Origin of the sequence: Streptomyces sp. NPDC048637 (assembly GCF_040650675.1) — a bacterium.
GTDB lineage: Bacteria > Actinomycetota > Actinomycetes > Streptomycetales > Streptomycetaceae > Streptomyces.
In genome coordinates this window covers 41973-67693 of the sequence record NZ_JBEZHQ010000028.1, presented here as the reverse complement: position 1 = coordinate 67693, position 25721 = coordinate 41973, and the positions used below count along the sequence as shown (strand labels likewise).

The following is a 25721-nucleotide window of genomic DNA, read 5'->3' as shown; positions in this document are numbered from 1 at the left end:
GCCGGCCGCTCAGCCTTCGCCGTGGCCCGGTTCGCCCGAATAGGGGACGCGCCGGGGTTCCGTGGTCGGCGCGCGGTCAGGTGTGCCGGGGGCTCGTGCCTCGGTGCGGAGGGGCGGGTGCCTCGGTGCGGGGTGCGCGTACCCCGCTGCCGAGGTGGGGCCGTGCGGAGGTGCCGGTGCGCAGGTTCCGGTGCGCAGGTTCCGGGAGCTGCTGTTGGGGCGTGTGCGGCGGGCGGGGCCCGTTTTGCCGCCGTACGTCAACGCGTCGCTGCCCCCGCACCCCGCCACCAACTGGACGTTTGCTGTCCGCCCCGCCGGGGTGAGGCACAATTCCCCATCGGACAAGTCAAGTTGATGATCATCAGTGGTGGCGGGCGGTAGCGGACGTGTCGGTGGATGCGGCGGGCAGAATGGCCGGAACGGGCGAGCCGGGGGACGGTGCGGAGCGCGCCGGAGGCGGCGAGTGCCGGTGCGGACGGTGCCCGCACGGCGCCCGTGCGGGGCACCGGCAGGCGGTCGCCGCGTTTGTCGCGCTCCGCGAGGACTTCGCCGCCGGGCGCGGGGTGCCGGCCGGGCTGGCGCGTTCCGCGGGGGCGGCCCGGCAGTGGGTCTCCGACGAACTGACGCTGTCCGCACGGGAGGTCGCCCAGCGGCGCGCCGCCGGAAAGACGGCCTGGCTGGCGGCCCTGCGGTGGCGCACCGTGCTCGCCGTCTGGGGCGCGGTGGTGGCCCTGCTGCTCGGCCAGGCGCTGACCGCCCTCGGTACGGGCTGGACGGTGGCCCGTACGGCGGGGCTGCTCGCGGCCGTCGTACCGGCGCTGGGGCTGACGGCGGCGGCCTGGCGGCACCGCGCGCACGGCGGAGCGCTGGCGCCGCTGATCGGTGAGGACGGGCGGTTGTCCACCTCGCGGACGGTGGCGGCGGGCTGGGCGACCGCGGTGCTGTACGCCGTCCTGACGGTGGCCGTACAGCAGGCGACAGCGACAGCGACAGCGACGGCCACGGCCCCGGGCGAGCGGCGCCGGCTCCTCCAGGGGTGGGCGCTCGAACGGTCCGGCGCCTTGCTGGTGGCGCTCGCCGTCGGGTGCGCGGTGGCGGTGGTGGCTCACGGGCTGGTGGCCTCGCGGGTGCGGTCGGGGCGGCTGCAGAAGGTTCCCGCGGAGCGGCCGCGGGCCGCCGATCTGCTGGCGGACGACGCGGGGCGGGGCAGCCTCCTGGACGTGCAGTACGTCCTGGTGAACGCGGCCGTGCTGGGGTGCGCGCTGGTGCGGCTGGCCGGGCGGCCGGCGCAGTTGCCGCAGCTGCCCTGGGGGTTGGTGGTGCTCCTGGTGCTCTCCGCGGCGACGTACCTGGCGGGGAAGGCGATGTCGGGCGGCCGTCCGGTGATCCTCTCGGTCGTCCGCTCCCGTGAGCTGGGTGATCTCGCCGCGCCGGTCCGTACCGGCGACGACATCGAGATCCGCGGCGCCGGCTTCGTGCCGCCGGGCGCCGGGACGCCCGACCGGCTCGCCCGCACCGTCGTACGGATCGGGGATGTGCATGTCCCCGTCCCGCTGGTCCCGGTGGCCGGTGGCTTCGCCAATCCGACGGACGGGGTGCTGACGGTCCCCGTGCCGGTCGATGTCGAGCCCGGCCGGGTGGAGGTCCGGGTGGTCACGGCGGCGGGTGTGGAGACGGACGGCTATCCGATCGACGTCCTGGACTGAGCGCTTGTCGCTCGTTGCTTGTCGCTCGTCGCCTGTCGCCTGTCGCCTGTCGGCCGGTGCGGGTGGTGCGGGTGGTGGTGCCGCTGTTGTTGCGTGACGGTTCTGTGTGCCGCAGTCGCCTGAAGTGCATCGGTCCGTTGAACCTCTTGCGCACGTGCGTACGTATCTCCCCAGGAGGCGCGGGCGCGGGCACAATCGTCTGCGCCCGGTGGCAACGGAGAGGCGGACGTCATGGTGCACGCGAATCGTACGATCGGTGCCGAGTTGGGAGGGGCGGGCGTCGAGGGGGCGGGCGCCGGCTTGCGGGGGCAGCTGGCGCGCCATGCGCTGCTCCCTCTGCGGCTCTTTCTGGGGGCCACCTTCCTCTATGCGGGCATCGACAAGCTGACGGATCCGGCGTTCCTGGCGGCCGGTGGCGCGGGCTCGCTCGGCGAGATGCTGCGTCAGGTCCATGACGCGGCGGCGCTGCCGCAGCTGGTGGAGATCGCGCAGCAGAGTCCGGTGGGCTTCGGCTATGCCATCGCGGCCGGTGAACTGGCGGTGGGCCTCGGGACCCTGGTGGGACTGCTGGGCCGGCTGGCGGCGCTCGGCGGTGCGCTGATCTCGCTGACGCTCTGGCTCACCGTGAGCTGGGCGACCACGCCCTACTACTACGGCAATGACCTCGCCTACCTGATGGCCTGGATCCCGCTCCTGCTGGCCGGTACGCCGAGGTTCTCCCTGGACGCCGCCCTGGCCGGCCGCCGCAAGCGGCACGGGGCGCAGTTGTTCGGCTAGGGCCTGCCTTCAAAGTCCCGTCGGCCTCGCGGCGCCTGGCACGCACGCTCTCCCCCACGCCTGAACGGCGCGGGGGGGCGGCCCCCCATCCGCGTGGTCGGGATCATCCCGGTGCACCCGGTACCGGGACGACCCTCCGCCTTGCGATCGCGCTCGGCATCCACCGGCTGAATGAAGAGCCGAGACGGAGCGAGCGCAGCGAGTGCAGTGCACCAGACACCGCGAGGCCCGCCCTACGGGCGAACGACGGGACTTTGAAGACACGCCCTGCTGTGTTGTCCCCGCGCGGTCGTGCCGGGCGGGGCGAGGACGTCCGCGCCGGATGCGGTGGCGGTGCTGCCGGCCGGCCGGCGGGCGTCAGGAGTCCGTCGGGGAGGGGGCGTCCGTGTGCGGGCTCGGGGACGGGGTGTCCGTGAGCGGGCGGCGGGTCGTGGACCGGACGGCGGCGGTGATGCCGGAGAGGAGCAGGCCGGCGGGGAGGGCGAGGAAGAGCCATGGGCCGGGGGCGTGCCAGAGGCCGAGGGCGTCGAGGCCGTAGGCCGTGCCGAGGGTGAGGGCGGTGAGGCCCGAGATCAGGCGGGCCGGTTCGAAGGGGTGGCGCTTCACCGGGAGGCTCCCTGGGAGGTCGGGGCGGCGGGGGCCGGCGGAGCGGGGGCCGGTTCGGCGCGTGTGACGGCGACCTGTCCGGCGCCGAGTTCGAGGTTCAGGTCCACCTCGCCACGCGGCTTCTCGCCCTTCTTGAGGCCGTCGGCGGGGAGGGTGACCCTCCGTTCTCCGCTCGCCGTGAGGTCCACGTCGCGGGGCGATTCACCGGGCAGCTGGATATCGCCGAGGCCGAGCGAGATACGGATATGGGCGGTGACACCGTGCGGCAGCGTCACTTGAAGGCGGCCGGCGCCCACTCCCACGCCGGTGTGGACCGTACGGCCCGGCTTGAGGGGCAGACCGGTGAGGTCCAACTTCCCCTCTCCCGAACCCAGCTCATACTGCGGCGGGACGGCGCTGAGGCTGGTGGGGGACCAGGTGCGCTTCTGCCAGTGGGTGGTGAGGGCGTCGGGCAGCGTTGTCGCGCCCGCCAGCAGCAGAGCTGTCAGCACCACCATGAAGACCGTGCCGCCGCCCGTGCGTCCCAACCAGGCGCTGAGTACCAGCCCGAGACCGAAGACGACCAGCGCGCACGCCAGGCCTGCCTGGAGGGCCGGCACCAGGCTGTCATGGCGGGAGACGGCGAGCGCGGTGCCGCAGCCGGCGAGCAGCGCGAGCAGGAACGTCCAGCCGCCGATCGGGCGTCCGCTGCGGCGGCTTCGGCGCGGGTCGCGGGCCGGCGGCGCGCCCGGCGGCACGGGCGCCCCGGGCGGACGGCCGGCCTCGGACCAGGTGTCGTGCCGGTACGGGGCCGTGGTCGCGGCTGTGCCGTGCTCGGCCCGGTAACTGATGTCGAGGGGGAGCGGGGTGGTGTCGGGCCCCCACAGATAGCCCGGACCGGCGCCCTCCCCGGAGCGCTGGGCGCGCCACCAGGAGGGGCCGGTGGGTACGGGGGGCGCTTTGGTCTCGGGTGGGGCGTCGGCGACTGCCTGGGCCGTGGCGGTGTCCATCGCCTCCGGGCCCTCGGACTCCACCAGCCGGCGCCGGCGCGACCAATAGGCGGAACCGGCCACCGCCAGCGTCAGCATGATGGCGAACGACATCATGCTGCCCTTGGCGAGGGTCGTCAGGAACAGTCCGCAGCCGACCAGCGCGACGAGCAGGGCCGTCAGCGCGGTGCCCTCGACACGGCCGGAGAGCAGCCTGCGGCCCTCGTTCTCGTCCTCGCCGTCGAGGGGGATGAGCAGCCAGGCGAAGCCATAGGCGATCAGCCCGAGGCCGCCGACGGACAGCACGGCGAGCACGATCCGGAAGATCACCGGATCGAGATCCCACTGCCGGCCCAGCCCGCCGCAGACTCCGCCGATCACCTTGTGCCGCCGGCTGCGGCGCAGCGGCGGATGCGACGGGGCGGAGCCGGCGGGGTCGGAGGGAGCCGACTCCTCGACGTGGGCTGCATCGTTCATGGGCCCATGGTGACAAGGGCCACGCACGCCCCGCATCAGTGGAAACCCTGGCAGATCCCTGAGATCCCCTGATGCCGTCCCCGCCATGCCCCTGGGGGGTCCCGAAACCCCTCGCGCACTCGCATATGCCCCGGCCCGTTGGGCCCGTTCGGAACACGGACGCGCGCGGGCGGTGGCCGCTGGGCTTGTCACCGGCGCGGGCGACTATCGTTGCGCCCTGGATACGTACGGGTTTCCGGAGGGGCGTGCGGTGACGGAGGCGGCGTCGGTGGACGAGGGGCGACTGGTCGCCGGGCGGTATCGCCTGGTTGAGCGGATAGGCCAGGGCGGTATGGGAACCGTCTGGCGTGCCCGGGACGAGGTCCTTGGGCGCCAGGTCGCGGTCAAGCGTCTGCATGTGGCGCCGTATCTCGATGCGGACGAACTGGCGAGGCGCTATGAGCGCACCACCCGCGAGGCGCAGGCCGCGGCGCGCATCAACCACCCCAATGTGGTGGGGGTGCACGACGTCGTGGACGACGCCGGGATGCCGTGCATCGTCATGGAGTACGTCCCCTCGACGACGCTCGGCGACCTCATCAAGGAAGCCGCGCGGCAGGACAGTTCGGTCACGCCGCGCGAGGCTGCCCGTATCGGACGCGGCATGGTGGCGGCGCTGCGTGCCGCGCACTCCGCCGGTGTGCTGCACCGTGACGTCAAGCCGGGCAATGTGCTGCTCGGTGAGGACGGCCGGGTCGTGCTCACCGACTTCGGCATCGCGGTCGCCAGTGGTACCTCCACGCTCACCAAGACGGGCGAGCTGGTGGGCTCCATCGACTACTTGGCGCCCGAGCGGGTCAGAAGCGGCAAGCCGGGGCCTGCCTCCGACCTGTGGGCGCTGGGTGCGACGCTCTATCAAGCGGTCGAGGGACGGCCCCCGTTCCGGAAGGACACCGCGGTCGAGACGGCGTATGCGATCGCCATGGACCCGTTCGAGGCGCCGCGCAACGCCGGGTCGCTGAGCGCCCTGATCGAGGCGCTGCTCGCCAAGGAGCCGGCCGACCGCCCGACGGCCGAGGTCGTCGAACAGGCGCTGCGGGCCGCCGAGGCCGATGCGGACACGGCGCTGTACGGCTGGCCGACGCTGGCACTGGGCACGGTCGGACGCGGTGCGCCGGAACAGGACACGCCGGGCGAGCAGACGGAGGCACCGACCCGTCCGGTGCAGCACTCGGGCGGGGCGGGAGCCACGTCGGACCGCACCGGGAGCGGAACCGGAACCGGGGCTGGAACCGGGACTGGAAGCGGGACGCCTGCGGGCACGGGCTCGGGCACGGGCTCGGGTACGGACGTCGGCGGCGGCGCCGTGACCGGCCCCATGGCTCTCCCGGACGGGGCGGGCGGCAGGCGGGCCGGCGGGGACGGTACGGAAGCGCTGTCGGGTGGCAAGGCCCCCCGTAGGCGGCGTGCCGCCCGGGTCATGGTCTGGAGCATCGCCGGGGTGCTGTTCGCCGGGGGCGGTGCGGGCACGGCCTGGTACCTGATGCGCCCCGACGACGCCGGCGCGTCCAACGCGGCGGCGGACAAGGGCACCCCGCAGCCCGGGGTCCCGGACAACAGCATCGGACCGCCGCCGCCCCTTCCCGACGGCTACCGCAAGGCCACGGAGTCCGCCCTCGGCGTGACCCTCCCGGTGCCCAAGGGGTGGAAGCGGACGGTCAACGACAGCGGCCGGGAGATCGTTTATTACTCGGAGTCGGAGAATGCCAGGCTGCAACTCAGTGTCCTGGACTTCTCCTCCGGGGACCACGTCCAGCACTTCAAGGACGTGGAGGCCGGTTTCAAGGCGAAAACCCCCATCTACTCGCTGCTGCGTTTGCAGCAGACGGTGTACCAGGGTGAGCCCGCCGCGGTCTGGGAGTACACCTTCAGGGGCCGGGCCCGTACGTTCCGGACGTACGACCTCGGGTTCGGCCGCGAGGGCGGCAAGGAGTACGCGTTCGCCGTGACCACGCCGGAGGCCGACTGGACGAAGTTCGGGAGCCCCCTCTTCTCGGTGGTGAGGGACGGCTTCCGCAGGACCGACCCGGAGAGCTGAGGCACCGGAGCGCGGTGGGCCGGGGCGGGCGCGGTGGGCCCGCCGGGCCGTCGCCGGCGCCCGGCCCGGCCCCCCCCCGGAAACGTCAGGGACAGGTTCAGGGACGACCCTGATGTCCCGGGCCCGGGTGCCGTGTGACGATCGGGGACATGACCACCGCTCCGCCCCGCGCCGAGACGAGCTACGCCCCGGCGCCGGACCCCGATGACCCGCCCGTGCGCAAGCTCTACCGCAGCGCCGACGGGCGGCTGCTCGGCGGTGTCGCGCGGGGTCTGGCGGGGCATCTCGGGCTGCCGGTCTCCTGGGTGCGGATCGTGTTCGTGGCCCTGTTCATGGCGGACGGGATGGGTGCCCTGCTGTATGCCGCGTTCTGGTTCTTCGTCCCGCTGGGCGTCGGCGGCGTGGAGCACCGCCGGCCCGCCCCGGGGGACGGCACACGCCGCCGGCTGCGCCACCGCCCCGACAAGGGCCAGGTCTTCGCGCTGATCGCGCTGCTCATCGGTGCCGGGATCGTCGCCTCCCGCTTCCAGCTGGGTCAGGCCAACGGCTATCTCTGGCCGGTGCTGCTGATCGGTGCCGGTGTCGCCCTGGTGTGGCGGCAGGCGGACAACTCCCGCCGCGCCCAGTGGCTGGAGCTCGGCCGCCGCAAGGGCCTGCTGCCGATGCTGCGTGGTGCCGCCGGTGTGCTGCTGGTCGGCGTCGGGGTGACCGGCATCGTGGTGCTGCAGGGTTCGGTGCGTCATCTCGGTTCGGTGCTGCAGGCCGCGCTCGCCGTCGTCGTCGGCATAGCGCTGCTGGCGGGGCCCTATCTCGTGCGGATGGCCCAGGACCTCTCCGAGGAGCGGCTGATGCGCATCCGCGCCCAGGAGCGCGCCGAAGTGGCCGCCCATGTCCATGACTCGGTCCTGCACACCCTCACCCTGATCCAGCGCAACGCCGACGCCCCCCGGGAGGTGGCGCGGCTGGCCCGCGCCCAGGAGCGTGAGCTGCGCGCCTGGCTCTACAGGCCCGAGGGCCGCGGCAAGGAGGAGGACGAGGAGCCGGCCACCCTGGCGGAGGCGGTCCGCACGGCCGCCGCCGAGGTGGAGGACGACCACGGCGTCCCCCTTGAGGTCGTGGTCGTCGGCGACTGCCCGCTGGACGAGCCGCTGGGCGCCCAGATGCAGGCCGCCCGCGAGGCGATGGTCAATGCCGCGAAATACGGCGGTGAGGGCGGCGCGGTGCAGGTGTTCGCCGAGGTGGAGGGCCGTACGGTCTTCGTCTCCGTGCGCGACCGCGGCCCCGGATTCGACCTGGACGCGGTCCCCGCGGACCGGATGGGCGTACGGGAGTCCATCATCGGCCGTATGGAGCGCCACGGCGGCACCGCCCGGCTGCGCTCCGCCCCCGAGGGCGGCACGGTCGTCGAGCTGGAAATGGAGCGCGCGGCGACGGAGCGCGAGACATGACGGGGCCCGGCGAGGGGCGGCCGGAGGCGACAGCGCGCGCCGGGGCACGGGATGATGATGGGGCAGACACCGAGGGACGGGCGGAAGAGATGAGCAGCGACGGCGCACAGCAGGGCGGGACCGACGGCGGGACGGCCGGGGGCCGGACCGTACGGGTCGTGCTGGTCGACGATCACCGGATGTTCCGTACGGGCGTCCAGGCCGAGATCGGTGAGACCGGGCGTACCGGCGTCGAGGTGGTCGGCGAGGCCGCCGACGTCGACCAGGCGGTCACGGTCATCACCGCCACCCGCCCCGAGGTCGTCCTCCTGGACGTCCACCTCCCCGGGGGCGGCGGTGTCGAGGTGCTGCGCCGCAGCGCCGCGATGATGACCGACGCAGAGCGCCCGGTCCGCTTCCTGGCGCTCTCCGTCTCCGACGCGGCCGAGGACGTCATCGGCGTCATCCGGGGCGGCGCCCGCGGCTATGTCACCAAGACGATCACGGGCACCGACCTGGTCAACGCGATCTTCCGGGTCGCCGACGGCGACGCGGTCTTCTCCCCGCGGCTGGCCGGCTTCGTCCTGGACGCCTTCGCCTCGACGGACGCCCCGCCGATCGACGAGGACCTCGACCGCCTCACCCAGCGCGAGCGCGAGGTCCTCCGGCTGATCGCCCGCGGCTATGCCTACAAGGAGATCGCCAAGCAGCTGTTCATCTCCGTGAAGACCGTCGAGTCCCATGTCTCCGCCGTGCTGCGCAAGCTCCAGCTCTCCAACCGCCATGAGCTGACCCGCTGGGCAGCGGCCCGGCGGCTGGTCTGAGCCCCTGCGCGGCAGCGGGTGCGGGCTCCGAGCCGTGGGCCCGACGGCGTGGTGCCCCGGCACGCCCGACCACCCACGCTCCGTCAGTCGGCATCTGGAGCCTGGGATGCGAACCGATAGCCGGCACGCAGAAAGTGCCTTCCGCCTGGACCGGTAGAACCCGTTGACAAGGTTCATCGCCCCAGCCCAGAAGGCACTTTCGCGTTACCGCTCATGATCCGGATACAGGCCCAGGTGAAACGCGCAGGCTAATAACGTCCCCAATTCTGCCGACTGTTTCCGTTACAGGGTTGGAGCGTTGCTTTTTTGTCGCCCGCGTCGAGACACTTGCCAGTCTCTGGATTTTTCAGAACGCGCATGGTCCCGTAGTGCTCATGGGTCCATAGCTGGTTCCACGGAGTAGTACCCCTGGCGCATTCATACAGGGTAACCGGCGTACCGTTATCCCTGCTCTCTCCTTGGATGTCCAGGCATTTTTCCAGTACCTCCACTTTCACGGCCCCGGCACCGCTGCCAATGGCGCTCCACCTCTGAGCGTTGCTGCCGTTACAGGCGCCGGCCCGGACCGGAGTGCCATTGTCGGTCTTTCCGTCAGCGGCTTCAAGGCACTCATCGATTCTAGGATTCTTGTAAGCTTGTGTCGGAATGTCGAACTTCTGGGTGCTATTGTCGATCTCATCGTCCGTTTTGCAGTCCCAGAGGATCAACTTTTCATTCCAATTCGGAATGTCCAGGCACTTGCTGGATGCCGGGTTGTACAGGGTTCCGTCATCCCGATGTACCCAGTGCTGCGCCGATGCATTTGAGCAGCCATTCAGGGTGACCGGTGTGCCGTTACTTGTGTTCCCATCTTGAATGGCCAGGCACTTTTGGACATTGTCCTTAAGGGTGGCAATTGTGCCCTGACCAAAGTTCCAGCTCTGACTCTTGTCGCCACCAACGCAGGCATTCAGGGTGACTCCGGTGCCATTGTCGAGACTTCCCCCTTCGGGCTTCAGGCACCCCGCCTGAGCCACGATATTCCCATTCATGTCGATATCTTCCTGGTCGAACTGCTCGGCCTTACAGCCTGGCTCCTGATCGGCGCTTCGCTTCTGCGGGCCGGGCAGCGTCCCGCCGCACCCCACGACAATCCGCTCAAAACCCGTGATCGGCGCGTTGCCACGCTCGCCGGCCGGTACGACTTCCGGCCGCGAGTAATCCCTCCCGAGCGTTGACCGGACCCGACTTTCGAACGTGCCTTCCAAGAAATAGGCCGTCGATGATTGCGGGGTGACGACCATCCTTCCTTCACCATTCACGCTGATGATCACCAGCAGCCGGACTTGGTTCCCCGCCGCATTCTGTACCTGACGCGTGTAATACGCCGAAACGCCTCTGCTGTCCGACCGGGGTACGGCCCGCAGGTACACCCCATCATCCGGCGAAGTCAGCGTTTCTTGGATGAGCCGAGGAAATTCACCGGCAGTGGTTCCATGGGCGCCCGGATCACGCAAATGCCTACTGGCGTGCCCGTTTGCGAGCGTTCTGGCCCATGCCTGCGCCGTTCCTGGCCCCACGTTCGGCGGACGCTTGGCGTTTGGATAGGCGTGAGCACCAGTTGCGAGGAAACCCTGTGCCAGCAGTGCGATCAGCAATGCTGCGACCAAGGAGACCGTGCCGCGGCGGTTTCTGTGCGATGTGTTCATGCCATCTTTCTGTGCTCTATTGGGGCGCGTCTGACGGTTGAACCCCCGTCAGATGATCTTCAGGGTTGCATCAGTGGTGGTCCCGAACATCCGTCAGGTGACGGATATTCGAAGTCACTTGTGGGGATTTTTGGTATCTGAGCCCGACGGCACCCTGGCGCCGCAGCAGACCGGCGGTCCGGGTATGAAGGCAGGGCCTCTTGGTGGCTCGGGGATACGACCCCAACCCGAGCGCCAGGAGGCCCTGTTGTCGCGTCCTTTTTAGTGTTCCCGTTCCTACGGGCCAACGCAGCTGCGCCGTTGGGTAGTTGTTTCGTTCGCGTTTAAGGGAACGCGGCGGTCGGCCGGAAGGGGCGTCGGTATCCGTCGGGCATGACGGACGCGGAGTGGACCGGCCGTCCGGCTGCTGCTGGCCTGGCGGGAAGGGCGGGCGGGCAGGCCGAACGGGCGCGCAGCTTCATGATGAGGGCGTAACAAAGCGCCAAAGGCGGGCAACCAGGACCCCGCGGATCGCCATCTAAGGGCGCGGAGAGGCTCACTGCCGGAGGCGGGGCCGGAACCACCCCACGTCCTTCGCGTAGTTGTCCTGGAACGAGATCCCGATGAGCCTGACGGGCACGCCCTTCTTCCTCACCTCGGTCACGCTGCTGATCGTCGCCGTAGTGCTGCCGTTCGCCCTCTGGGGCCGAATAGCCGGGCCACCCCTGCTGCGCGGCCTCGCCCGGCTGCTGATGCTGCTGTTCGCCCAGGTCACGGCCATCACCGTGGTCTTCGTCCTGGTCAATAACGCCAACAGCCTCTACGACACCTGGGGCGATCTGCTCGGCACCGACAGCCATGTGGCGGCGGCCCGGGACCTCGGCCCCGACGGTATGGGCGGCCGGCAGGTCAAGAACGAGCCCAAGAAGCTCCAGCAGTTCCGCCCGGCCGACGACCCCAAGCTGGGCGCCGGCGTCCGGATGACCGACCTCAAGGGCCAGATCTCGGGGGTCCGGGGCGAGGTGTACGTATGGCTGCCGCCCCAGTACAACGACCCCGCCTACCGGAACAAGAAGTTCCCGGTGGTCCAGTTGCTGCCCGGTTACCCGGGCTCGGCGAAGACCTGGCTGGGCTCGATGCACGCGGCCGAGCAGCTCATGCCGCTGATGCAGCGCGGCACCGTCAAGCCGGCCATCCTGGTGGCGCCCCGGACCACGATCCTCGCCGGTGCGGACACCGGGTGCGTCAACATCCCCGGGAAGGTCAACGCCGACAGCTGGCTGACCGTCGACGTCCGCAAGATGATCATTGACAACTTCCGGGCCGGCGACAAGCCGGACTCCTGGGCCCTGGCCGGCTACTCGGCCGGCGCCCACTGCGCCGCCAAGCTCGCACTGGCCCACCCCGACCGCTACCGTGCCGCGGTCGCCATGTCCGGCTACAACGACCCGGCGCTCGAACGCGACTCGCTCGCCGGCAAGGACCCCAAGCTGCGCATCGAGTCCAACCCGCTGCACATCCTGAAGTCGGCCAACGCGGCCGGGAAGCCGCCGCGTACCGCGCTGTATGTGTCGGGCGCGGCAGGCGACGGCTACCAGGCCGGGCTCGGGCTACGGCAGTACGCGCAGAGCCCGACGACGGTGACCGTGCGGAAGATCCCGGGGAGCGCGGGCGGCCACACCCTGGCGGTCTGGGAGCAGCAGGTGCCGGAGATCTTCCACTGGCTGGGGACGCAGCTCAGGGCCTGAGCGCACGGGGGCGGTGCCGGAGCCTGCGGCAGGACGTTCTCCTCGTGGTGGGTGCCCTACGCAGGCCTGGTCGCCGCCGCGAACGGCATCTGGTCGATCGGTGCGAGCCGTACCGGCGCCCCCGGATGCGGTGCGTGGATCATCTGGCCGTTCCCGACGTAGAGCCCCACATGGCTGATGCCCGAGTAGAAGAACACCAGGTCACCGGGGGCGAGTTGGGATCGGTCGACCCGTGGCCCGGAGCTGATCTGGGTGTAGGTCGTACGGGGCAGGGCGACGCCGCCGGCCTTCCAGGCGGCCTGGGTCAGCCCCGAGCAGTCGTAGGCGGAGGGGCCCGTCGCGCCCCAGACGTAGGGCTTGCCGAGGGCGCTGTAGGCGAAGGCGACGGCGCGGGCGGCGCGGGAGTCGCCGGCCTGCGCCGCGGCCGCTCCCGCGCCGCCGGGAAGCCCGTCGAGCGGGCCGTCCCCGCGGCCGGTCCCCCGGTCCGTGCGGCCCTGCCCCGGCCCGCTCCGCGCACCGTCCCGGGCCGCCATCCGCTGCCGCTGCTCCGCGGTCAGCCGGTTGAGCAACTCCTCGGCGGCGTCCAGCTTGCGCACGACGGTGACCCGGTGCTTCTTCAACTGGGCCTCGGTGTCCGCCAGCCGCTCCACGGTGTCCTCGGCCCGCTGTCGGACCTGCCGTACGCTGCCGAGCCGGCGCGCGTAACCGGCCACGGCGGTCGCCTGGTGGCTGCCCGTACGCTCCAGCACCGCGGCGCCGTCCAGATAGCGCTGCGGGTCCGCCGACAGCAGCAGCCGTACGGTCGGGGCGACGCCGCCGGAGCGGTACTGGCTCGCGGCCAGGGTGCCCAGTTCGGTGCGGGCGGCGTTCAGCTTCCGGGTCCTGCGGGCGGCCTCGTCCTGCAGCCTGCTCAGCTCCTCGCGTGCGGTGCCGGCGGATTCCTTCGCACCGTTGTAGTTCTGCGTGGCCACCTCTGCCTCCTGGTACAGCGCGTCGACCCGGTCCTTGACCTGGGCGGGGGTGGGCCGGTGTGCGGCCTGGACGGTGCCGTCGAAGCCGGCGGTGAGGGGGGCACCTGCTGCATGCGCGAGGCCGAAAGTGGGGGCGGCGCCGGCCAGGGCCAGGGTGGCGGCCGTACGGGCGGTGCGCGCGCTGCGCGAGCCGCCGCCGGTGAGCGCGGCGAGCGGATGCTGCCGGGGCTTGCGGTGCGAGGCCACGGTGGCCGTCACTTCCTTCCCTTCGAGCCGTGGGCCCGGCGGCGGTCCGTCACGGGGGCAACGGACCGCCGCCGCACCTCGGCGGAGACGGCCGACGGAACGCCGGTGGGAGCCCGGCGAGGCGGGGAGTCGGCCGCCTGGTGGAGGACGCTAAGCCTGGGCGTCACGGCAGCGAGTCGGCTTGGCCGGCATTGTTCGCTTTCGACCGCAGCCGGTACGCGGGTGACCGCGACGCCATGGCCGTACGGCCGGGACCGGTCTGGCCTGACCGATGCGGCGATAGTGGGCGCCCTGCCCGAAGGGCCGTGCTATGCGGCGGCTACGATCCAGCAACTATGGACGTAGTAACCAATATCTTCGTCGGCCTGCACATCATCGGCATCGCCTCCCTGCTGGGCGGCTTTCTGACCCAGATGAAGGCGATGAGCGCGGGCACCGCGCGGTTTGTGCCGGCCATGCTGCACGGCGCGCTGACGATGCTGGTCACCGGCATCGTGCTGGTCGGCCTCAACCAGGCCCAGGACCACCCCGTCAACACCATCAAGATCGGCATCAAGATGGCCGTTCTGGTGGTGATCCTGGCGCTGGTCTACGTCAAGCGGGACGAGGAGACGGTCGACAAGCCGCTCTTCGGCGCGGTCGGCGGGCTGACGGTGGCCAACATCTTCATCGCGGTGCTCTGGACCTGACGAGCGTCCCACCACGGCACACCGCGCGGTCCTCGCACTCCGGATCCGGAGGCGCGGGCCGCGCGGTGGCGTGTGGGGGGTGACCGTGGGGGGTGGTCCGGTGGGGGAGCGGGGGCCGGGCCTCAGCCCGGGCGGACGCTCCCGTAGATCGGCATGTAGTAGATCGACTCCTCCCGGACGTTGGCGCCCGGCTTCGGAGCGTGGACCATCTTTCCGCCGCCTAGGTACATCCCGACGTGACTGATGTCGTCATAGAAGAAGACCAGGTCGCCGGGCTGCAGATCCTTGGTGGCCACGCGCTGGCCGATCTTGACCTGGTCCCAGGTGGTCCGCGGCAGATCGACGCCCGCCGCTTTCCACGCCGCCTGTGTCAGTCCCGAGCAGTCGTAGGACGTGGGGCCGGTGGCGCCCCAGACGTACGGCTTGCCGATCTGGGAGCGGGCGAAGGCGAGCGCCTTTTCGCCCTTGGCGGAGGCCGAGTCGCCGGTGGAACCGCCGCCCGAGCCGCCGCCGGTCCGGCCGTCGGCCGAGCCGTCGCCGTCCTGCTGCCGCTGGCGCTCCCGCTCCTGCTGCTTGCGCGCCTCCTCCGCGGCCCGCCGCTTGGCCGCCGCCTCCTTCTGGCGCTCCAGCTCCGCCAGCCGCGCCTTCTCCTGCGCGGTCAGCCGGGACAGCAGCTGCCGGGCCTCGGCCAGCTTGTCCTGGACGGAGCGCTTGGACTCCTTGAGGGAGGCCTGCGACGTCTGCAGCCGCTCCAGGCTGCGGCTCGCCTCGGCACGCTGCCGGGCGGCGGCCGCCTGCTGCTCCTGGTAGTCGGTGACGGCCTGCTTCTGCCGGCCGGTCAGCCGGTCCAAGAGGTGGTTGCGGTCGACGAACTGCTGCGGGTCCTTGGCGAGCATCAGCTGCGCCGTCGGGTTCATGCCGCCGGTGCGGTACTGCGCCGAGGCGAAGGAGCCCAGCCGGCGCCGGGACTCGTTCATCTTCTCGGCGCGCGTGGCGGCGGCGTCGAGCAGACCGTCCACGGTGTCGCGCTGTTCGTCGGCGCGCTCCTTGACGGCGTTGTACTTCTGGGTGGCCACCTCGGCCTGGTGGTAGAGGCCGTCGACCTTCTGCTGGACCTCTTCGACGGTGGGCTTGGGCGCCCTGGGGGCCGCGTCGGCGGACTGTGAGAGCAGGGTGACCGAGGCGAGGGCGGCGGTGGTGAGCCCGGTCGCCGCACGACGGCCTCCGGGTGAGGCGAGAACGCTGGTGCGCGGCTTGCGATGCGACGCCAAGGCCGGCAACTCCTTCCGTGGACCGCCTACCGGGTTGCGATGAGGGGCCCGCCCAGGCCGTTCAGGCACTGGGGGAGGGTTCGGGCGGTGTCGCTGACGGAAGGCTTGCCCTACGGTCCGGACGTCCACTGGCGACGGCCGTACGGATCGATTCACCCCGGTGTTGCTGGTGGGTCCCCGGCTCCGGGTGCCTGAGGGCAGGGCCGGACTCGGCGTCGGCGGCCCGTGCGGACGCTGTCGTCCACAGGGAGGCGGGCTGCCTGAGCGAGGACGTTAGCCAACTCGTGTGGCTTCTGTGAAGGCTGATGTTCGATATGCCCGAAACCTTTTCGTGACCTGAACGCGATGCGGGCGTTGTGGTGGCAGATGTCGGATTCGGGTAGACGAGGCGCCGCCCGGCCGGCGGCGGATCCGGCCGTCCGGCCTGCCCATGCGCCAGGGCCCGGCCCGTAAGCGGCCCGCAATTGGCCACTCCGCGGCGGACTGTCAGTGCGGCGGCCTAGACTCGGTGGGCGATGAGCAGCCTCTTTGACGACAGCTTCCTGACGGACCTCGGCCACAAGGACGAGGAGCCGCCGCCTCCCGAGGACGAGCACGGCCCGGCCCCGGAGGAGATCCCCGCCGACCTCTTCGGCGGGCGGTTCGACGCGCCCGCCCCCAGGGACTCGTACTACCGCGACGGCGCCGCCCGCCCGGCCGTCGACGCCGCGGCGCTGCTGGAGGGGCTCAACGACGAGCAGAAGGCCGCCGTGGTGCACACCGGCGGACCGCTGCTGATCGTCGCCGGTGCCGGCTCCGGCAAGACCCGGGTGCTGACCCACCGCATCGCGCATCTGCTCGCCGAGCGCCATGTCCACCCCGGCCAGATCCTCGCGATCACATTCACCAACAAAGCCGCCGGGGAGATGAAGGAGCGCGTCGAGGAGCTGGTCGGCCCGCGGGCGAACGCCATGTGGGTCTCCACCTTCCACAGCGCCTGCGTCCGCATCCTGCGCCGCGAGTCCAAGAAGCTCGGCTTCACCTCTTCCTTCTCGATCTACGACGCCGCCGATTCCAAGCGCCTGATGGCCCTGGTCTGCCGCGATCTGGATCTGGACCCCAAGCGCTACCCGCCCAAGTCCTTCAGCGCGAAGATCTCCAACCTCAAGAACGAGCTCATCGACGAGGAGACCTTCGCCGGGACCGCGGCCGATGGTTTCGAGAAGACCCTGGCCGAGGCGTACGCGATGTACCAGGCGCGGCTGCGCGAGGCCAACGCCCTGGACTTCGACGACATCATCATGACGACGGTCAATCTGCTCCAGGCCTTCCCGGACGTCGCCGAGCACTACCGCCGCCGCTTCCGCCACGTCCTCGTCGACGAGTACCAGGACACCAACCACGCCCAGTACACCCTCGTCCGCGAGCTGGTCGGCCCCGCCGAATCCGCCGCGGATCTCTGCGTCGTCGGTGACGCCGACCAGTCGATCTACGCCTTCCGCGGCGCCACGATCCGCAACATCCTCCAGTTCGAGGAGGACTACCCGGACGCGACGACGATCCTGCTGGAGCAGAACTACCGCTCCAGCCAGACGATCCTCTCCGCGGCCAACGCCGTCATCGAGCGCAACGAGAACCGCCGCCCCAAGAACCTCTGGACGGACGCCGGCGCCGGCCCCAAGATCACCGGATATGTCGCCGACACCGAGCACGACGAGGCCCAGTTCGTCGCCGACGAGATCGACCGGCTGACGGACGCCAAGGACGCCAAGGCCGGGGACGTCGCGGTCTTCTACCGCACCAACGCCCAGTCCCGTGTCTTCGAAGAGATCTTCATCCGGGTCGGCCTGCCCTACAAGGTCGTCGGCGGGGTGCGCTTCTACGAGCGCAAGGAGGTCCGCGATGTCCTCGCGTACCTGCGGGTGCTCGCCAACCCCGAGGACACCGTCCCGCTCCGCCGCATCCTCAACGTCCCCAAGCGCGGTATCGGCGACCGCGCCGAGGCGATGATCGACGCCCTGTCCGGGCGCGAGAAGATCACCTTCCCGCAGGCGCTGCGCCGGGTCGACGAGGCGTACGGCATGGCGGCCCGCTCCGCCAACGCCGTCAAGCGCTTCAACGTCCTCATGGAGGAGCTGCGCACCATCGTCGAGTCCGGTGCCGGCCCCGCCACGATCCTGGAAGCGGTCCTGGAGCGCACGGGCTACCTCGCCGAACTCCAGGCCTCCACCGACCCGCAGGACGAGACCCGGATCGAGAACCTCCAGGAACTCGCCGCCGTGGCCCTGGAGTTCGAGCAGGACCGCGGTGAAGACAATCCAGGCACCCTCTCCGACTTCCTGGAGCAGGTCGCACTGGTCGCCGACTCCGACCAGATCCCGGACGAGGACGAGGAGGGCAGCGGCGTGATCACCCTCATGACGCTGCACACCGCCAAGGGCCTGGAGTTCCCGACCGTCTTCCTGACCGGCCTGGAGGACGGCGTCTTCCCGCACATGCGCTCGCTGGGCCAGACCAAGGAGCTGGAGGAGGAGCGCCGGCTCGCCTACGTCGGCATCACCCGCGCCCGTGAGCGGCTCTATGTCACCCGCTCGACGATGCGCAGCGCCTGGGGCCAGCCCTCGTACAACCCGCCCTCCCGGTTCCTGGAGGAGATCCCGGTCGACTACGTGGAGTGGAAGCGCACCGGCCCGGCGACGCCGTCCGCGTCGATGGGCGGTATGTCGGGAGGCGGCGGAGGCGGCGCCTTCGGCGGCACGCTCTCGTCGGCGCGCGCCAAGGGCCCGAGCGGCTTCGCGACCCGCCGCGCCAGTGACCGTCCGGTGGTCCCGCTGACCATCGGCGACCGCGTCACCCACGACAGCTTCGGGCTCGGCACGGTCGTCGGCGTCAAGGGCAGCGGTGACAACGCCGAGGCGACGATCGACTTCGGCGGCGAGAAGCCCAAGCGCCTGCTGCTGCGGTATGCGCCGGTGGAGAAGCTGTAACGGAAGCCGAAGGCCCCCGGGGACAATCCCTGGGGGCTGTGACGGTGCGGGCGGTGCGGGTGGCGGTCAGTTCGGGTCGAGGCCGTGGTCGCGCAGCCACGGCAGCGGGTCGACCGCCGCGCCGCCGCCGGGACGCACCTCGAAGTGCAGATGCGGTCCCGTGGAATTGCCGGAGTTGCCCGAATAGGCAATCTGGTCACCGGCCTTGACCGACCCGGAACGGATCTTGGTGCTGCTGAGGTGGCAGTACCAGGTCTCCGTGCCGTCGGACGCCGTCACGATCGCCATGTTGCCGTAGGCGGAGTTCCACTGGGTTCGTACGGTGCCGTCGGTGGCGGACATGACGGGGGTGCCGTAGCTGACCGGGAAGTCGATACCGGTGTGCAGCGACATCCAGTTCACCCCGGCCTGGCCGAACTGGGCGCTCAGCCCGTGCTCCTTGACCGGCAGCAGGAACTTGGGGCGCATCGCCTCCTTGCGGGCCGCCTCCTTCGCCCTGCGCTGACGCTCCAGCGCCTGGCGTTCCTTGAGGTCGATCCGCTCCTGGGTGCGGCTGGCGCGGTCGCGGAAGTCATCGGCGCTGGCGCTGAGTCCGGCGAGCTGGGTGTCGAGCTTGTTGTTGGCCGCGGACGGCTTGACGGACCCGGCGTCGGGCGCGGCCTGGGCGGTCGCTTCGGCCTTGTCGTCCCCGCCGAAATCGACGGACGCGGCGGCCACGGCGCACACGCCCATGGCGGCGACCGAGGGCACCGCGACGGTCAGCAGCGCCGACCGCTTCGCCGTACGCCGCCGGCCCCGGCCGCGGACGGCCGTCCCGGCTTCCGGCCCGGTGACCCGCCGGCCGGCGGGGGCGGGGGCCGGGGCCGCGGGAGTGATCGGCATGGCCTGCGTCATGGCGTCCGCCACGGCCGCGGCCTCGTGGTAGTCCTCGGCGTCGCGGGGGGAGCTGTCGCCGGCCGCGGCCCGGCCGGCGTCGTACGGGTCGTTCCCGGCCCGGCCGGTGTCGGGACCGGCCGAGTCGAAGTGCCCGGCCTCGCTCCAAGTGGCGCTGTCCCACTGGAGGGTGTCGTCCGGGGGCGGTCCGGCCTGCGCCGGGATACCGGTGATCAGGTCCTGGCCGGATCGGCCCGACTGATCGGAAAGACCCGACTGATCGGAAAGATCGGTGGTCGACCAGATCGCCGTGGCCTCGAAGCTCGCGGTCTCCTGGACCGAGGTGGCCTGCCGGTCGAAGGCGTCGAAGGCGTCGAAGGCCTCGGCGGTCTCGTACGCGCCGGTGGCGTAACTGCCGGTGTCATACGTGCCGGTGGGATAGCTCCCGGTGTCATAACCGCCGTGACCGTACGCGGTGGCTTCGTAACCGGCCGTCTCGTAACCGGCCGTGTTGTACCCGGCCGTGTCGTACCCGGCGGTGGTGTACGTGGTCGCGTCGTGTGCCGGGGCGTCGTAGGTGGTGTGCGCGTACGGGTCGTAGCCCGCGGCGGCCGGGTGCGGATCGGCGACGGCATAAGCGCCGGTGTCCCACCCGCCGGTGTCCCACTGTGCCGAGGTGTAGCTGCCGGTGTCGTACGCGCCGGTGGCATAGCCGTCGCCCGCCGGGTACGTCCCCGTGTCATAGGCGTCGGTGCTGTAGGTGCCGGTGCCGTACGCGCTCATGCCATAGGCGCCCGCCGCGCTGTGTGTACCGGTGTCGTACATCCCGGCGTCGTAGGTGCCGGTGTCGTACATACCGGTCTCGTACGAGCTGGGGAGCGAGCCGAAGAGGGGATCACCGTCGCCGTAATCGGCATTGCCGGTCGGAGCCTGCTGCCCGTAGGAGTCGTAGGCCGGATAGTGCGCATACGAGGCGTCGGAAGCAGAGCCGGTCGGAGGCTGGGCCCCCGAGGGGTGACGGTCGTTCACCAACTTCTCTTTCGCCTCGGCAGCAGGAGAATTAGCGGCGACTGTACCCGGCGGTACGCGACGGCGACAATCTTCAACTGGTTTTGGGCTAGGCCAGATCGGGCATTTGGCCGCCTTTCGGGAGTCCCCATGCGAGCTCTTGGCGCCCCGTTCGAGGTTTGTTCGACTTCGCGTCAAGATCATGTCGCCGATGAGACGTCGCTGCGATGTCGTTGCGGCGCCCCCGCGGAGCGTGTGCAGGTCAACGGGAGCGGCCGGGTCAGGCCACCGAAATGGCGTCCGCGGCGCCTTCCGCGGTTTCCGCCGAGGCCAGTGCTTCACGTATTCCGGCGGCGACGGCGCCATTGACCGGCAGGGCGAGATGTCCGACACCGGCGACATGCACGTTGTACGCGATTAAATCAGGGTGACTGATTCTCGCTGTTGTGGCCGGAATCATCACCTGATCCTCCTCGCTCCAGAAAGCCACGAATTGCGTGCGGCAATTCGGTGCCGGCCGCGACAACTCCGCTATCACCTCGGAATCGGGGCGCATCTGGCGGACGAGGGGGTGCGCCGACATCAGGGGCGCGACACGGGTGCCGGAGTGCGGGGTGCCGAGCGTGACCACCGTACGGACGCGGGTGTCGCCGCCGAGCCGCTGCGCGTAATAGCGGGCGATGAGACCGCCGAGGCTGTGGCCCACGATGTCCACCCGGCGATGGCCGGTCCGGGCACAGATCTCCTCCACGTGGCGGCTGAGCAGCTCGGCGGCCTTACGGAGATCGCAGGTCAGCGGGGAGTAGTTGAGCGCCTCGACATGGCGCCAGCCGTGCCGGTGCAGCGAGCGGCGCAGCAGCAGGAAGACGGAGCGGTTGTCGATGAAGCCATGGAGCAGGAGGACCGGCGGATGGGCCCGGCCCTCGGTCGGCAGCATCGTGGGCGAGCCGGGGGCGGGCCGGGGCGCCTCCGGTGCCATGCATCCTTCCGGGGGCTCGGCCGCCGGGTGTGGTGCGGGGCGTGGCATGGGGCGTTCCTGGGAGATGCCGGTCGGATAGAGGAGGAGATGGCCGGCGAGGATCGCCAGGTCCACGACCGTGCTGCGCAGGGGAAGTGAAGCGGTGCGGATGGGGAGCAGGCGCGCGCACCGGAGGGGCGTGGAGACGAGGCGCGCGATCAGCAGGGGTGCGGAGAGAAAGGGCTGGGCCTGCATGGCCGACCTCCCGAATGGCACGCGGAAGGCGTCGTCGACCCCCGTATGCCCTCGTGGGAAGCCCTGGGCTGCGATGGCGGGCATGCGGCGTGCTTGCGTGCTCGCGCTGATGCGTGCCCGGCGGCGCGGTGGCCCGGCTGCGGCTCCCCGTGCGCCCGGCCCGCGCCCTGTGCCGCCCGGCTCCGGCGGCACCACGCGCGGGACGCGACGCGTAGCGAACGTGTCCCATGTGTGATTTCCCCCTCCCCGGATGTCACGAAACGGCTGGGTACGGGATGCTGGCGATAACGTTCGTTCACGCTCGTGGCCGCCGGATCGCGGTCGCGCGATCGATTGTCGGCTCGGCGGCACCACAGTGCCGTGCATGGCTTGGAGGCAGTGATGAGTGTGGCTCGGCATGACGGAGCGCAAGCGGGGAGCCAGGGCGCGGCGGGCAGGTCGGGGCCGATCCGTGTGGTGGTGGCCAAGCCGGGCCTGGACGGGCACGACCGGGGCGCCAAGGTCATCGCGCGGGCGCTGCGCGACGCCGGTATGGAGGTGATCTACACCGGGCTGCACCAGACCCCGGAGCAGATCGTCGACACCGCGATCCAGGAGGACGCCGACGCGATCGGGCTGTCCATCCTCTCCGGGGCGCACAACACGCTCTTCGCGAAGGTCATCGCCCTGCTGGAGGAGCGGGACGCGGCGGACATCAAGGTCTTCGGCGGCGGCATCATCCCCGAGGCGGACATCGCCCCGCTCAAGGCACAGGGCGTCGCGGAGATCTTCACGCCGGGCGCCACGACCACCTCGATCGTGGAGTGGGTCAACGCGAACGTCCGCTCGCTGGCGGTCTGAGGCAGCGGTACCGCGGAGCCGGTGGGGCGGCCCCGGCCCGGTGGCCGGGCCGGGGCGCGGTCGGGCCCCGGCGTGGCAGGCCCCGGCACGGCGGGCCCTGGTGCGTGCAGCCCTGGTCTGAGCGGTCATGGCACGCGGGGCCCCGCCGTGGCCCCGCCGGGCGTGGTGGCAGGGGCATCCGCGCTGAGGACTGCGCTGGGGCCGGGGCCGGGGTCGGTGTCGTCGTCGGTGGCGGGCGGGGTGAGTTCCGTACGCATCGTGGCGCGCAGGCGCAGGGTGCCGACCAGGCGCTGGAAGGCCTCGGACCAGTAGCCGCCGGATCCCGGGGAGGCGCCCTCCGGCTCGTCCGTGACGGCCGTGAGCATGTCGAGACGGTCCGCGGCGGCCGGGTCCAGACAGCGCTCGGCCAGGCCCATCACCCCGCTGAAGCTCCAGGGATAGCTGCCCGCGTCCCGGGCGATGTCCAGGGCGTCGACCACCGCTCCGCCGAGCGGCTCGGCCCATGGGACCGCACACACGCCGAGCATCCGGAAGGCTTCCGACAGGCCGTGCGCCGCGATGAACTCCGCCACCCACTGGGCCCGTTCGTCCTCCGGAAGGACGGTCAGCAGCTTCGTCAGATCCCGTGACGAGCCGGCCGGTGCGACCTCGGCGGCCTGGGACGGCGCGGCCGGCGCACCCAGCAGCGCCCGCGCCCAGTCGGCGTGCCGCTGGCGCACCGCGGCGCGGCACCAGGCATCGTGCAGCTCCGTCCGCCAGTCGTCGCCCACCGGCAGCCCGATGATCGCCGCCGCGTCACGGCCTCCGAAGCGGGCATGCCAGCCGTTCAGTGGCGTCGCCTCCACCAACTGGCCCAGCCACCAGGACCGTTCTCCCCGTCCGGAGGGCGGTTTCGGGGCCACGCCGTCCCGCTGCATTCCCATGTCGCACTCATGGGGCGCCTCCACCGAGATCGCCGGTGCACCGGCCGTACGGTCCAGGCCGATGCAGGTCTGGGCCCGCTGCGCCATACGGGCCGCGAGCGCGGAGCCGGGCAGTGCGGAGAGCAGTTCGGCGGCTGTGGCACGGACGTTGCGGCTGCGGTCGGACAGGGCCTGTTCGAGGAAGGGCTCATCGGCCGCCGAGAGGTCCTCGCGCAGCGAGTCGAGGAACATCAGACGGTCCTCGGCCCGCTCCGTGGACCAGGTCGTGGTCAGCAGCGCCAGGCCCGCCGGCGGATCGTGCCGGCGCAGGGCGGTCAGCAGGGCGACCCGCTCCGCGAACAGGCCCTCCTCCCACGTGCGCCGTACGGCCTCGGGGGCGTTGTCACCGGGGAGCTCGGACGGGCCGCCGAGCCCGCGGAGCGCGAACTTCCAGTCGTCGTTGAGCCGGGCCAGCCACAGGGCACGCGGCCCCGCCAGGGCGAGTGCGGCGGGCCGCAGGTCCGTACGGGCGCGGGCGGCGTCGAGCAGCGCGGGCAGCAGCGCCTCCGGGGCGCGGTAGCCGTAGGTGTCGGCGGCGGCCAGCCACTGGGGCAGCAGCTCGGTGAGGTCGGGGGCCGTGCCACGGCGGCTGCCGCCTCCGCTGTCGCCGCGGTCGGCGAGCAGCAGGGACAGCCGGCGGCGCGCCGCGGGCGGCAGCAGGGGCCGCGGATCGGCCGGGGCCGGGGCAGGCCGCTCACCGGCCGGCGCGGGGCGCAGCGCGGCGCGCCGGCGCACCGTGCTCACCGCGGCCGCGTCCAGCAGCGCGGCCGCGGCGCCCTGTCCCGGCCGCGCCGCCACCGGCGGGGTCCGCCGCTCGGTCCCGAGCAGCGCGGCGCTCACGAGATCGGACCAGGGGGCGGGGGCGGTCGGGGTGGGTGCGGGTGACGTGGGTGTGGTGGTGCTCGTCATGCCCTTCCTCCAGGCATCGGTGGTGGACGGCGTCCGTGGGTGCCGGGGCGTCGCGGCCGGGGCGCGGGTCACAGGGACACCGGGGCGGGGTCCCAGGCGGTCAGCGGCAGAAAGCCGCGATGGCCGCATTCGCCGAAGACGGTGACCGGCGCCCCGCCCGATATGGCGGCCAGCTGCCACAGGCTCGTACGGCCGAGGCAGCGCGGGTCCAGCGGGAGCGCCGACTCCCCGTCCGCGTCGGCCAGTTGCCAGCCCGATCCGTCGCGGCTCGGTATCGGCGTGACATCGGTGAGCACCACCGGCCAGGAATCCAGCCACGGGTCGTCGCGCAGCGCATCGCCGTACGCGGCCAGGGCGGCATCGATACCACCGCCGGGTGGCACCGGGCCCGGGGCCGCCGGGGCGTGCCGCTCGCCGAGAGTGGCGCGCAGCGGGCGGGCGCCCGGGTAGTAGGCGAGGTCCGCGTCGAGCACCAGACCGGGCGGCAGCGCCAGGTCCAGGGGGCGGCCGGGAGAGCCGCCGAAGGAGAGATGCAGCGCCATCCGGCCGGTCCGCTCGCCCCGCAGGAAGATTCTGCGGGTGACCAACTTGCCGTCGTCGATGTCCTGTTGGGCGAGCACCAGCCAGCGGTCCCGGACCGTCGCCGCATCGGGGCCGGTCAGCAGCTCCGCCGCCTCCGTGGTCAGCCCGACGCGCGAGCGGACCGTCGCCGCCAGCGGGCCCGGCAGCCGCTCGATACCGAGGAACCCCTGGTCGAGGAGGTGCAGCAGCGAGCATTCCTCCAGCAGCCGCGCCGGCCAGTCCGGGCCGGACGCCACCACCGACGACAACTCCCGTACGCGCGCGGCGAGTCCGGGAGCCTGGGCGTCGACCATACGGGCCGCCGTCTCGTCCCAGGAGCCTCCCCCGCTCTCGGCCGACGCCAGCCCGGACTGCAGCAGATCCGCCAGCCGCTGTTCCAGCTCCGCGGCGCCGGCGCCGATCCGCTGCATCCGGCGCTCCGCCCGCCGCTGGGCGGCCTCCGGGTCCGCGGGTGCCCGCGGCGGGGCGGCTGCGCCCGAGGGCGCGCCCGCGGCCCGCTCGGCCCGCTCCCGGCGTCCGGCCAGCCACTCGCCCGCCCAGGACGACGGTTCCCCGGCCGTCACCTCCCCGCCGCCGCCCGCCCAGAGCAGCAGCAGCCCCAGTGCGTGCTTGCACGGAAACTTACGGCTCGGGCAACTGCACTTGAAGGCCGGGCCTTCGACGTCCACGACCGTCTGATACGGCTTCTTGCCGCTGCCCTTGCACTGCCCCCACACCGCGCCCTCGTCCGCGCCCGTTTCCGACCACGGTCCGGGCGCCGCGAGCTTGTCGCCCGCTCTGCGTGATGCCTCGTCAGGTGCCAGCGCGAGCACCTGATCCGTCGTCCAGCGTTCCCCCTGCGGATTCATGTCTCCGACGCTACGGCGCACCACTGACAATCGCCGCCGGTCGCGATGAACTCGCAGGTCAGGACC

General features: G+C 71.7%; 18 protein-coding genes. 9 read left to right on the top strand and 9 right to left on the bottom strand.

Annotated elements, in window-relative coordinates; genetic code table 11:
- The first annotated feature begins 410 nt into the window (after positions 1 to 410).
- Positions 411 to 1706 carry a hypothetical protein gene (locus tag AB0C46_RS28855; RefSeq protein WP_362831370.1) on the top strand — a complete coding sequence of 432 codons (1296 nt, stop codon included), beginning with the start codon at positions 411 to 413 and terminating at the stop codon, positions 1704 to 1706.
- A 231-nt stretch (positions 1707 to 1937) separates the two neighbouring features.
- Positions 1938 to 2483, top strand: coding sequence for a TQO small subunit DoxD (locus tag AB0C46_RS28850; protein ID WP_362831368.1), 546 nt, complete (start codon positions 1938 to 1940; stop codon positions 2481 to 2483).
- Positions 2484 to 2840: 357 nt separating this feature from the next.
- Here AB0C46_RS28850 and AB0C46_RS28845 read toward each other — a convergent pair whose 3' ends face one another.
- Positions 2841 to 3089 carry a hypothetical protein gene (locus AB0C46_RS28845; protein ID WP_362831367.1) on the bottom strand — a complete coding sequence of 83 codons (249 nt, stop codon included), beginning with the start codon at positions 3087 to 3089 and terminating at the stop codon, positions 2841 to 2843.
- Positions 3086 to 4534, bottom strand: a complete 1449-nt coding sequence (locus tag AB0C46_RS28840; RefSeq protein ID WP_362831365.1) for a PspC domain-containing protein — start codon at positions 4532 to 4534, stop codon at positions 3086 to 3088. The genes AB0C46_RS28845 and AB0C46_RS28840 overlap by 4 nt, the downstream gene beginning before the upstream one ends.
- 250 nt (positions 4535 to 4784) lie before the next feature.
- Between AB0C46_RS28840 and AB0C46_RS28835 the strand changes: the two genes are divergently transcribed.
- The 3 genes from AB0C46_RS28835 to AB0C46_RS28825 all read left to right on the top strand — a co-directional run bounded on the left by AB0C46_RS28835 (position 4785) and on the right by AB0C46_RS28825 (position 8862).
- Positions 4785 to 6611 (top strand): protein kinase, encoded by a 1827-nt coding sequence (locus AB0C46_RS28835; protein WP_362831418.1) that lies wholly within the window; start codon positions 4785 to 4787, stop codon positions 6609 to 6611.
- Between the two features lie 149 nt (positions 6612 to 6760).
- On the top strand, positions 6761 to 8059 hold the full coding sequence (locus AB0C46_RS28830; protein ID WP_362831364.1) for a PspC domain-containing protein: 1299 nt from the start codon (positions 6761 to 6763) through the stop codon (positions 8057 to 8059).
- A gap of 89 nt (positions 8060 to 8148) precedes the next feature.
- Entirely contained in the window at positions 8149 to 8862 is a 714-nt protein-coding gene (locus AB0C46_RS28825; protein ID WP_362831363.1) for a response regulator transcription factor, read from the top strand.
- 248 nt (positions 8863 to 9110) lie between these two features.
- On the opposite strand, the gene AB0C46_RS28820 is transcribed toward AB0C46_RS28825, so the two are convergent.
- Positions 9111 to 10550 carry a ricin-type beta-trefoil lectin domain protein gene (locus AB0C46_RS28820; protein WP_362831361.1) on the bottom strand — a complete coding sequence of 480 codons (1440 nt, stop codon included), beginning with the start codon at positions 10548 to 10550 and terminating at the stop codon, positions 9111 to 9113.
- A 602-nt stretch (positions 10551 to 11152) separates the two neighbouring features.
- On the opposite strand from AB0C46_RS28820, the gene AB0C46_RS28815 reads away from it, so the two are divergent.
- Positions 11153 to 12277 (top strand): alpha/beta hydrolase-fold protein, encoded by a 1125-nt coding sequence (locus tag AB0C46_RS28815; protein ID WP_362831360.1) that lies wholly within the window; start codon positions 11153 to 11155, stop codon positions 12275 to 12277.
- A gap of 56 nt (positions 12278 to 12333) precedes the next feature.
- Here AB0C46_RS28815 and AB0C46_RS28810 read toward each other — a convergent pair whose 3' ends face one another.
- The gene (locus AB0C46_RS28810; protein ID WP_362831359.1) at positions 12334 to 13506 is read right to left on the bottom strand and encodes an NlpC/P60 family protein; all 1173 of its coding nucleotides are present in this window, start codon (positions 13504 to 13506) and stop codon (positions 12334 to 12336) included.
- A 323-nt stretch (positions 13507 to 13829) separates the two neighbouring features.
- On the opposite strand from AB0C46_RS28810, the gene AB0C46_RS28805 reads away from it, so the two are divergent.
- Positions 13830 to 14183, top strand: coding sequence for a hypothetical protein (locus AB0C46_RS28805; protein ID WP_362831358.1), 354 nt, complete (start codon positions 13830 to 13832; stop codon positions 14181 to 14183).
- A gap of 122 nt (positions 14184 to 14305) precedes the next feature.
- Here AB0C46_RS28805 and AB0C46_RS28800 read toward each other — a convergent pair whose 3' ends face one another.
- Positions 14306 to 15454, bottom strand: a complete 1149-nt coding sequence (locus tag AB0C46_RS28800) for an NlpC/P60 family protein (RefSeq protein ID WP_362831357.1) — start codon at positions 15452 to 15454, stop codon at positions 14306 to 14308.
- Between the two features lie 515 nt (positions 15455 to 15969).
- Here AB0C46_RS28800 and pcrA point away from each other — a divergent pair.
- Complete coding sequence (pcrA, locus tag AB0C46_RS28795; protein ID WP_362831356.1) at positions 15970 to 18420, top strand: DNA helicase PcrA; 2451 nt, start codon at positions 15970 to 15972, stop codon at positions 18418 to 18420.
- A gap of 66 nt (positions 18421 to 18486) precedes the next feature.
- Here pcrA and AB0C46_RS28790 read toward each other — a convergent pair whose 3' ends face one another.
- Positions 18487 to 20322: a peptidoglycan DD-metalloendopeptidase family protein gene (locus AB0C46_RS28790; RefSeq protein ID WP_362831355.1), complete on the bottom strand. Its 1836-nt coding sequence runs from the start codon at positions 20320 to 20322 to the stop codon at positions 18487 to 18489.
- A 259-nt stretch (positions 20323 to 20581) separates the two neighbouring features.
- Positions 20582 to 21514, bottom strand: a complete 933-nt coding sequence (locus AB0C46_RS28785) for an alpha/beta fold hydrolase (RefSeq protein WP_362831354.1) — start codon at positions 21512 to 21514, stop codon at positions 20582 to 20584.
- A gap of 381 nt (positions 21515 to 21895) precedes the next feature.
- On the opposite strand from AB0C46_RS28785, the gene AB0C46_RS28780 reads away from it, so the two are divergent.
- Positions 21896 to 22354, top strand: a complete 459-nt coding sequence (locus AB0C46_RS28780; protein WP_127152628.1) for a cobalamin B12-binding domain-containing protein — start codon at positions 21896 to 21898, stop codon at positions 22352 to 22354.
- A 125-nt stretch (positions 22355 to 22479) separates the two neighbouring features.
- Here the strand turns inward: AB0C46_RS28780 and AB0C46_RS28775 are convergent, their stop codons facing one another.
- Both AB0C46_RS28775 and AB0C46_RS28770 read right to left on the bottom strand, forming a co-directional pair.
- Positions 22480 to 24225, bottom strand: a complete 1746-nt coding sequence (locus AB0C46_RS28775; protein WP_362831353.1) for a DUF5691 domain-containing protein — start codon at positions 24223 to 24225, stop codon at positions 22480 to 22482.
- A 68-nt stretch (positions 24226 to 24293) separates the two neighbouring features.
- Positions 24294 to 25655 (bottom strand): SWIM zinc finger family protein, encoded by a 1362-nt coding sequence (locus AB0C46_RS28770; protein ID WP_362831352.1) that lies wholly within the window; start codon positions 25653 to 25655, stop codon positions 24294 to 24296.
- Positions 25656 to 25721: the final 66 nt, after the last annotated feature.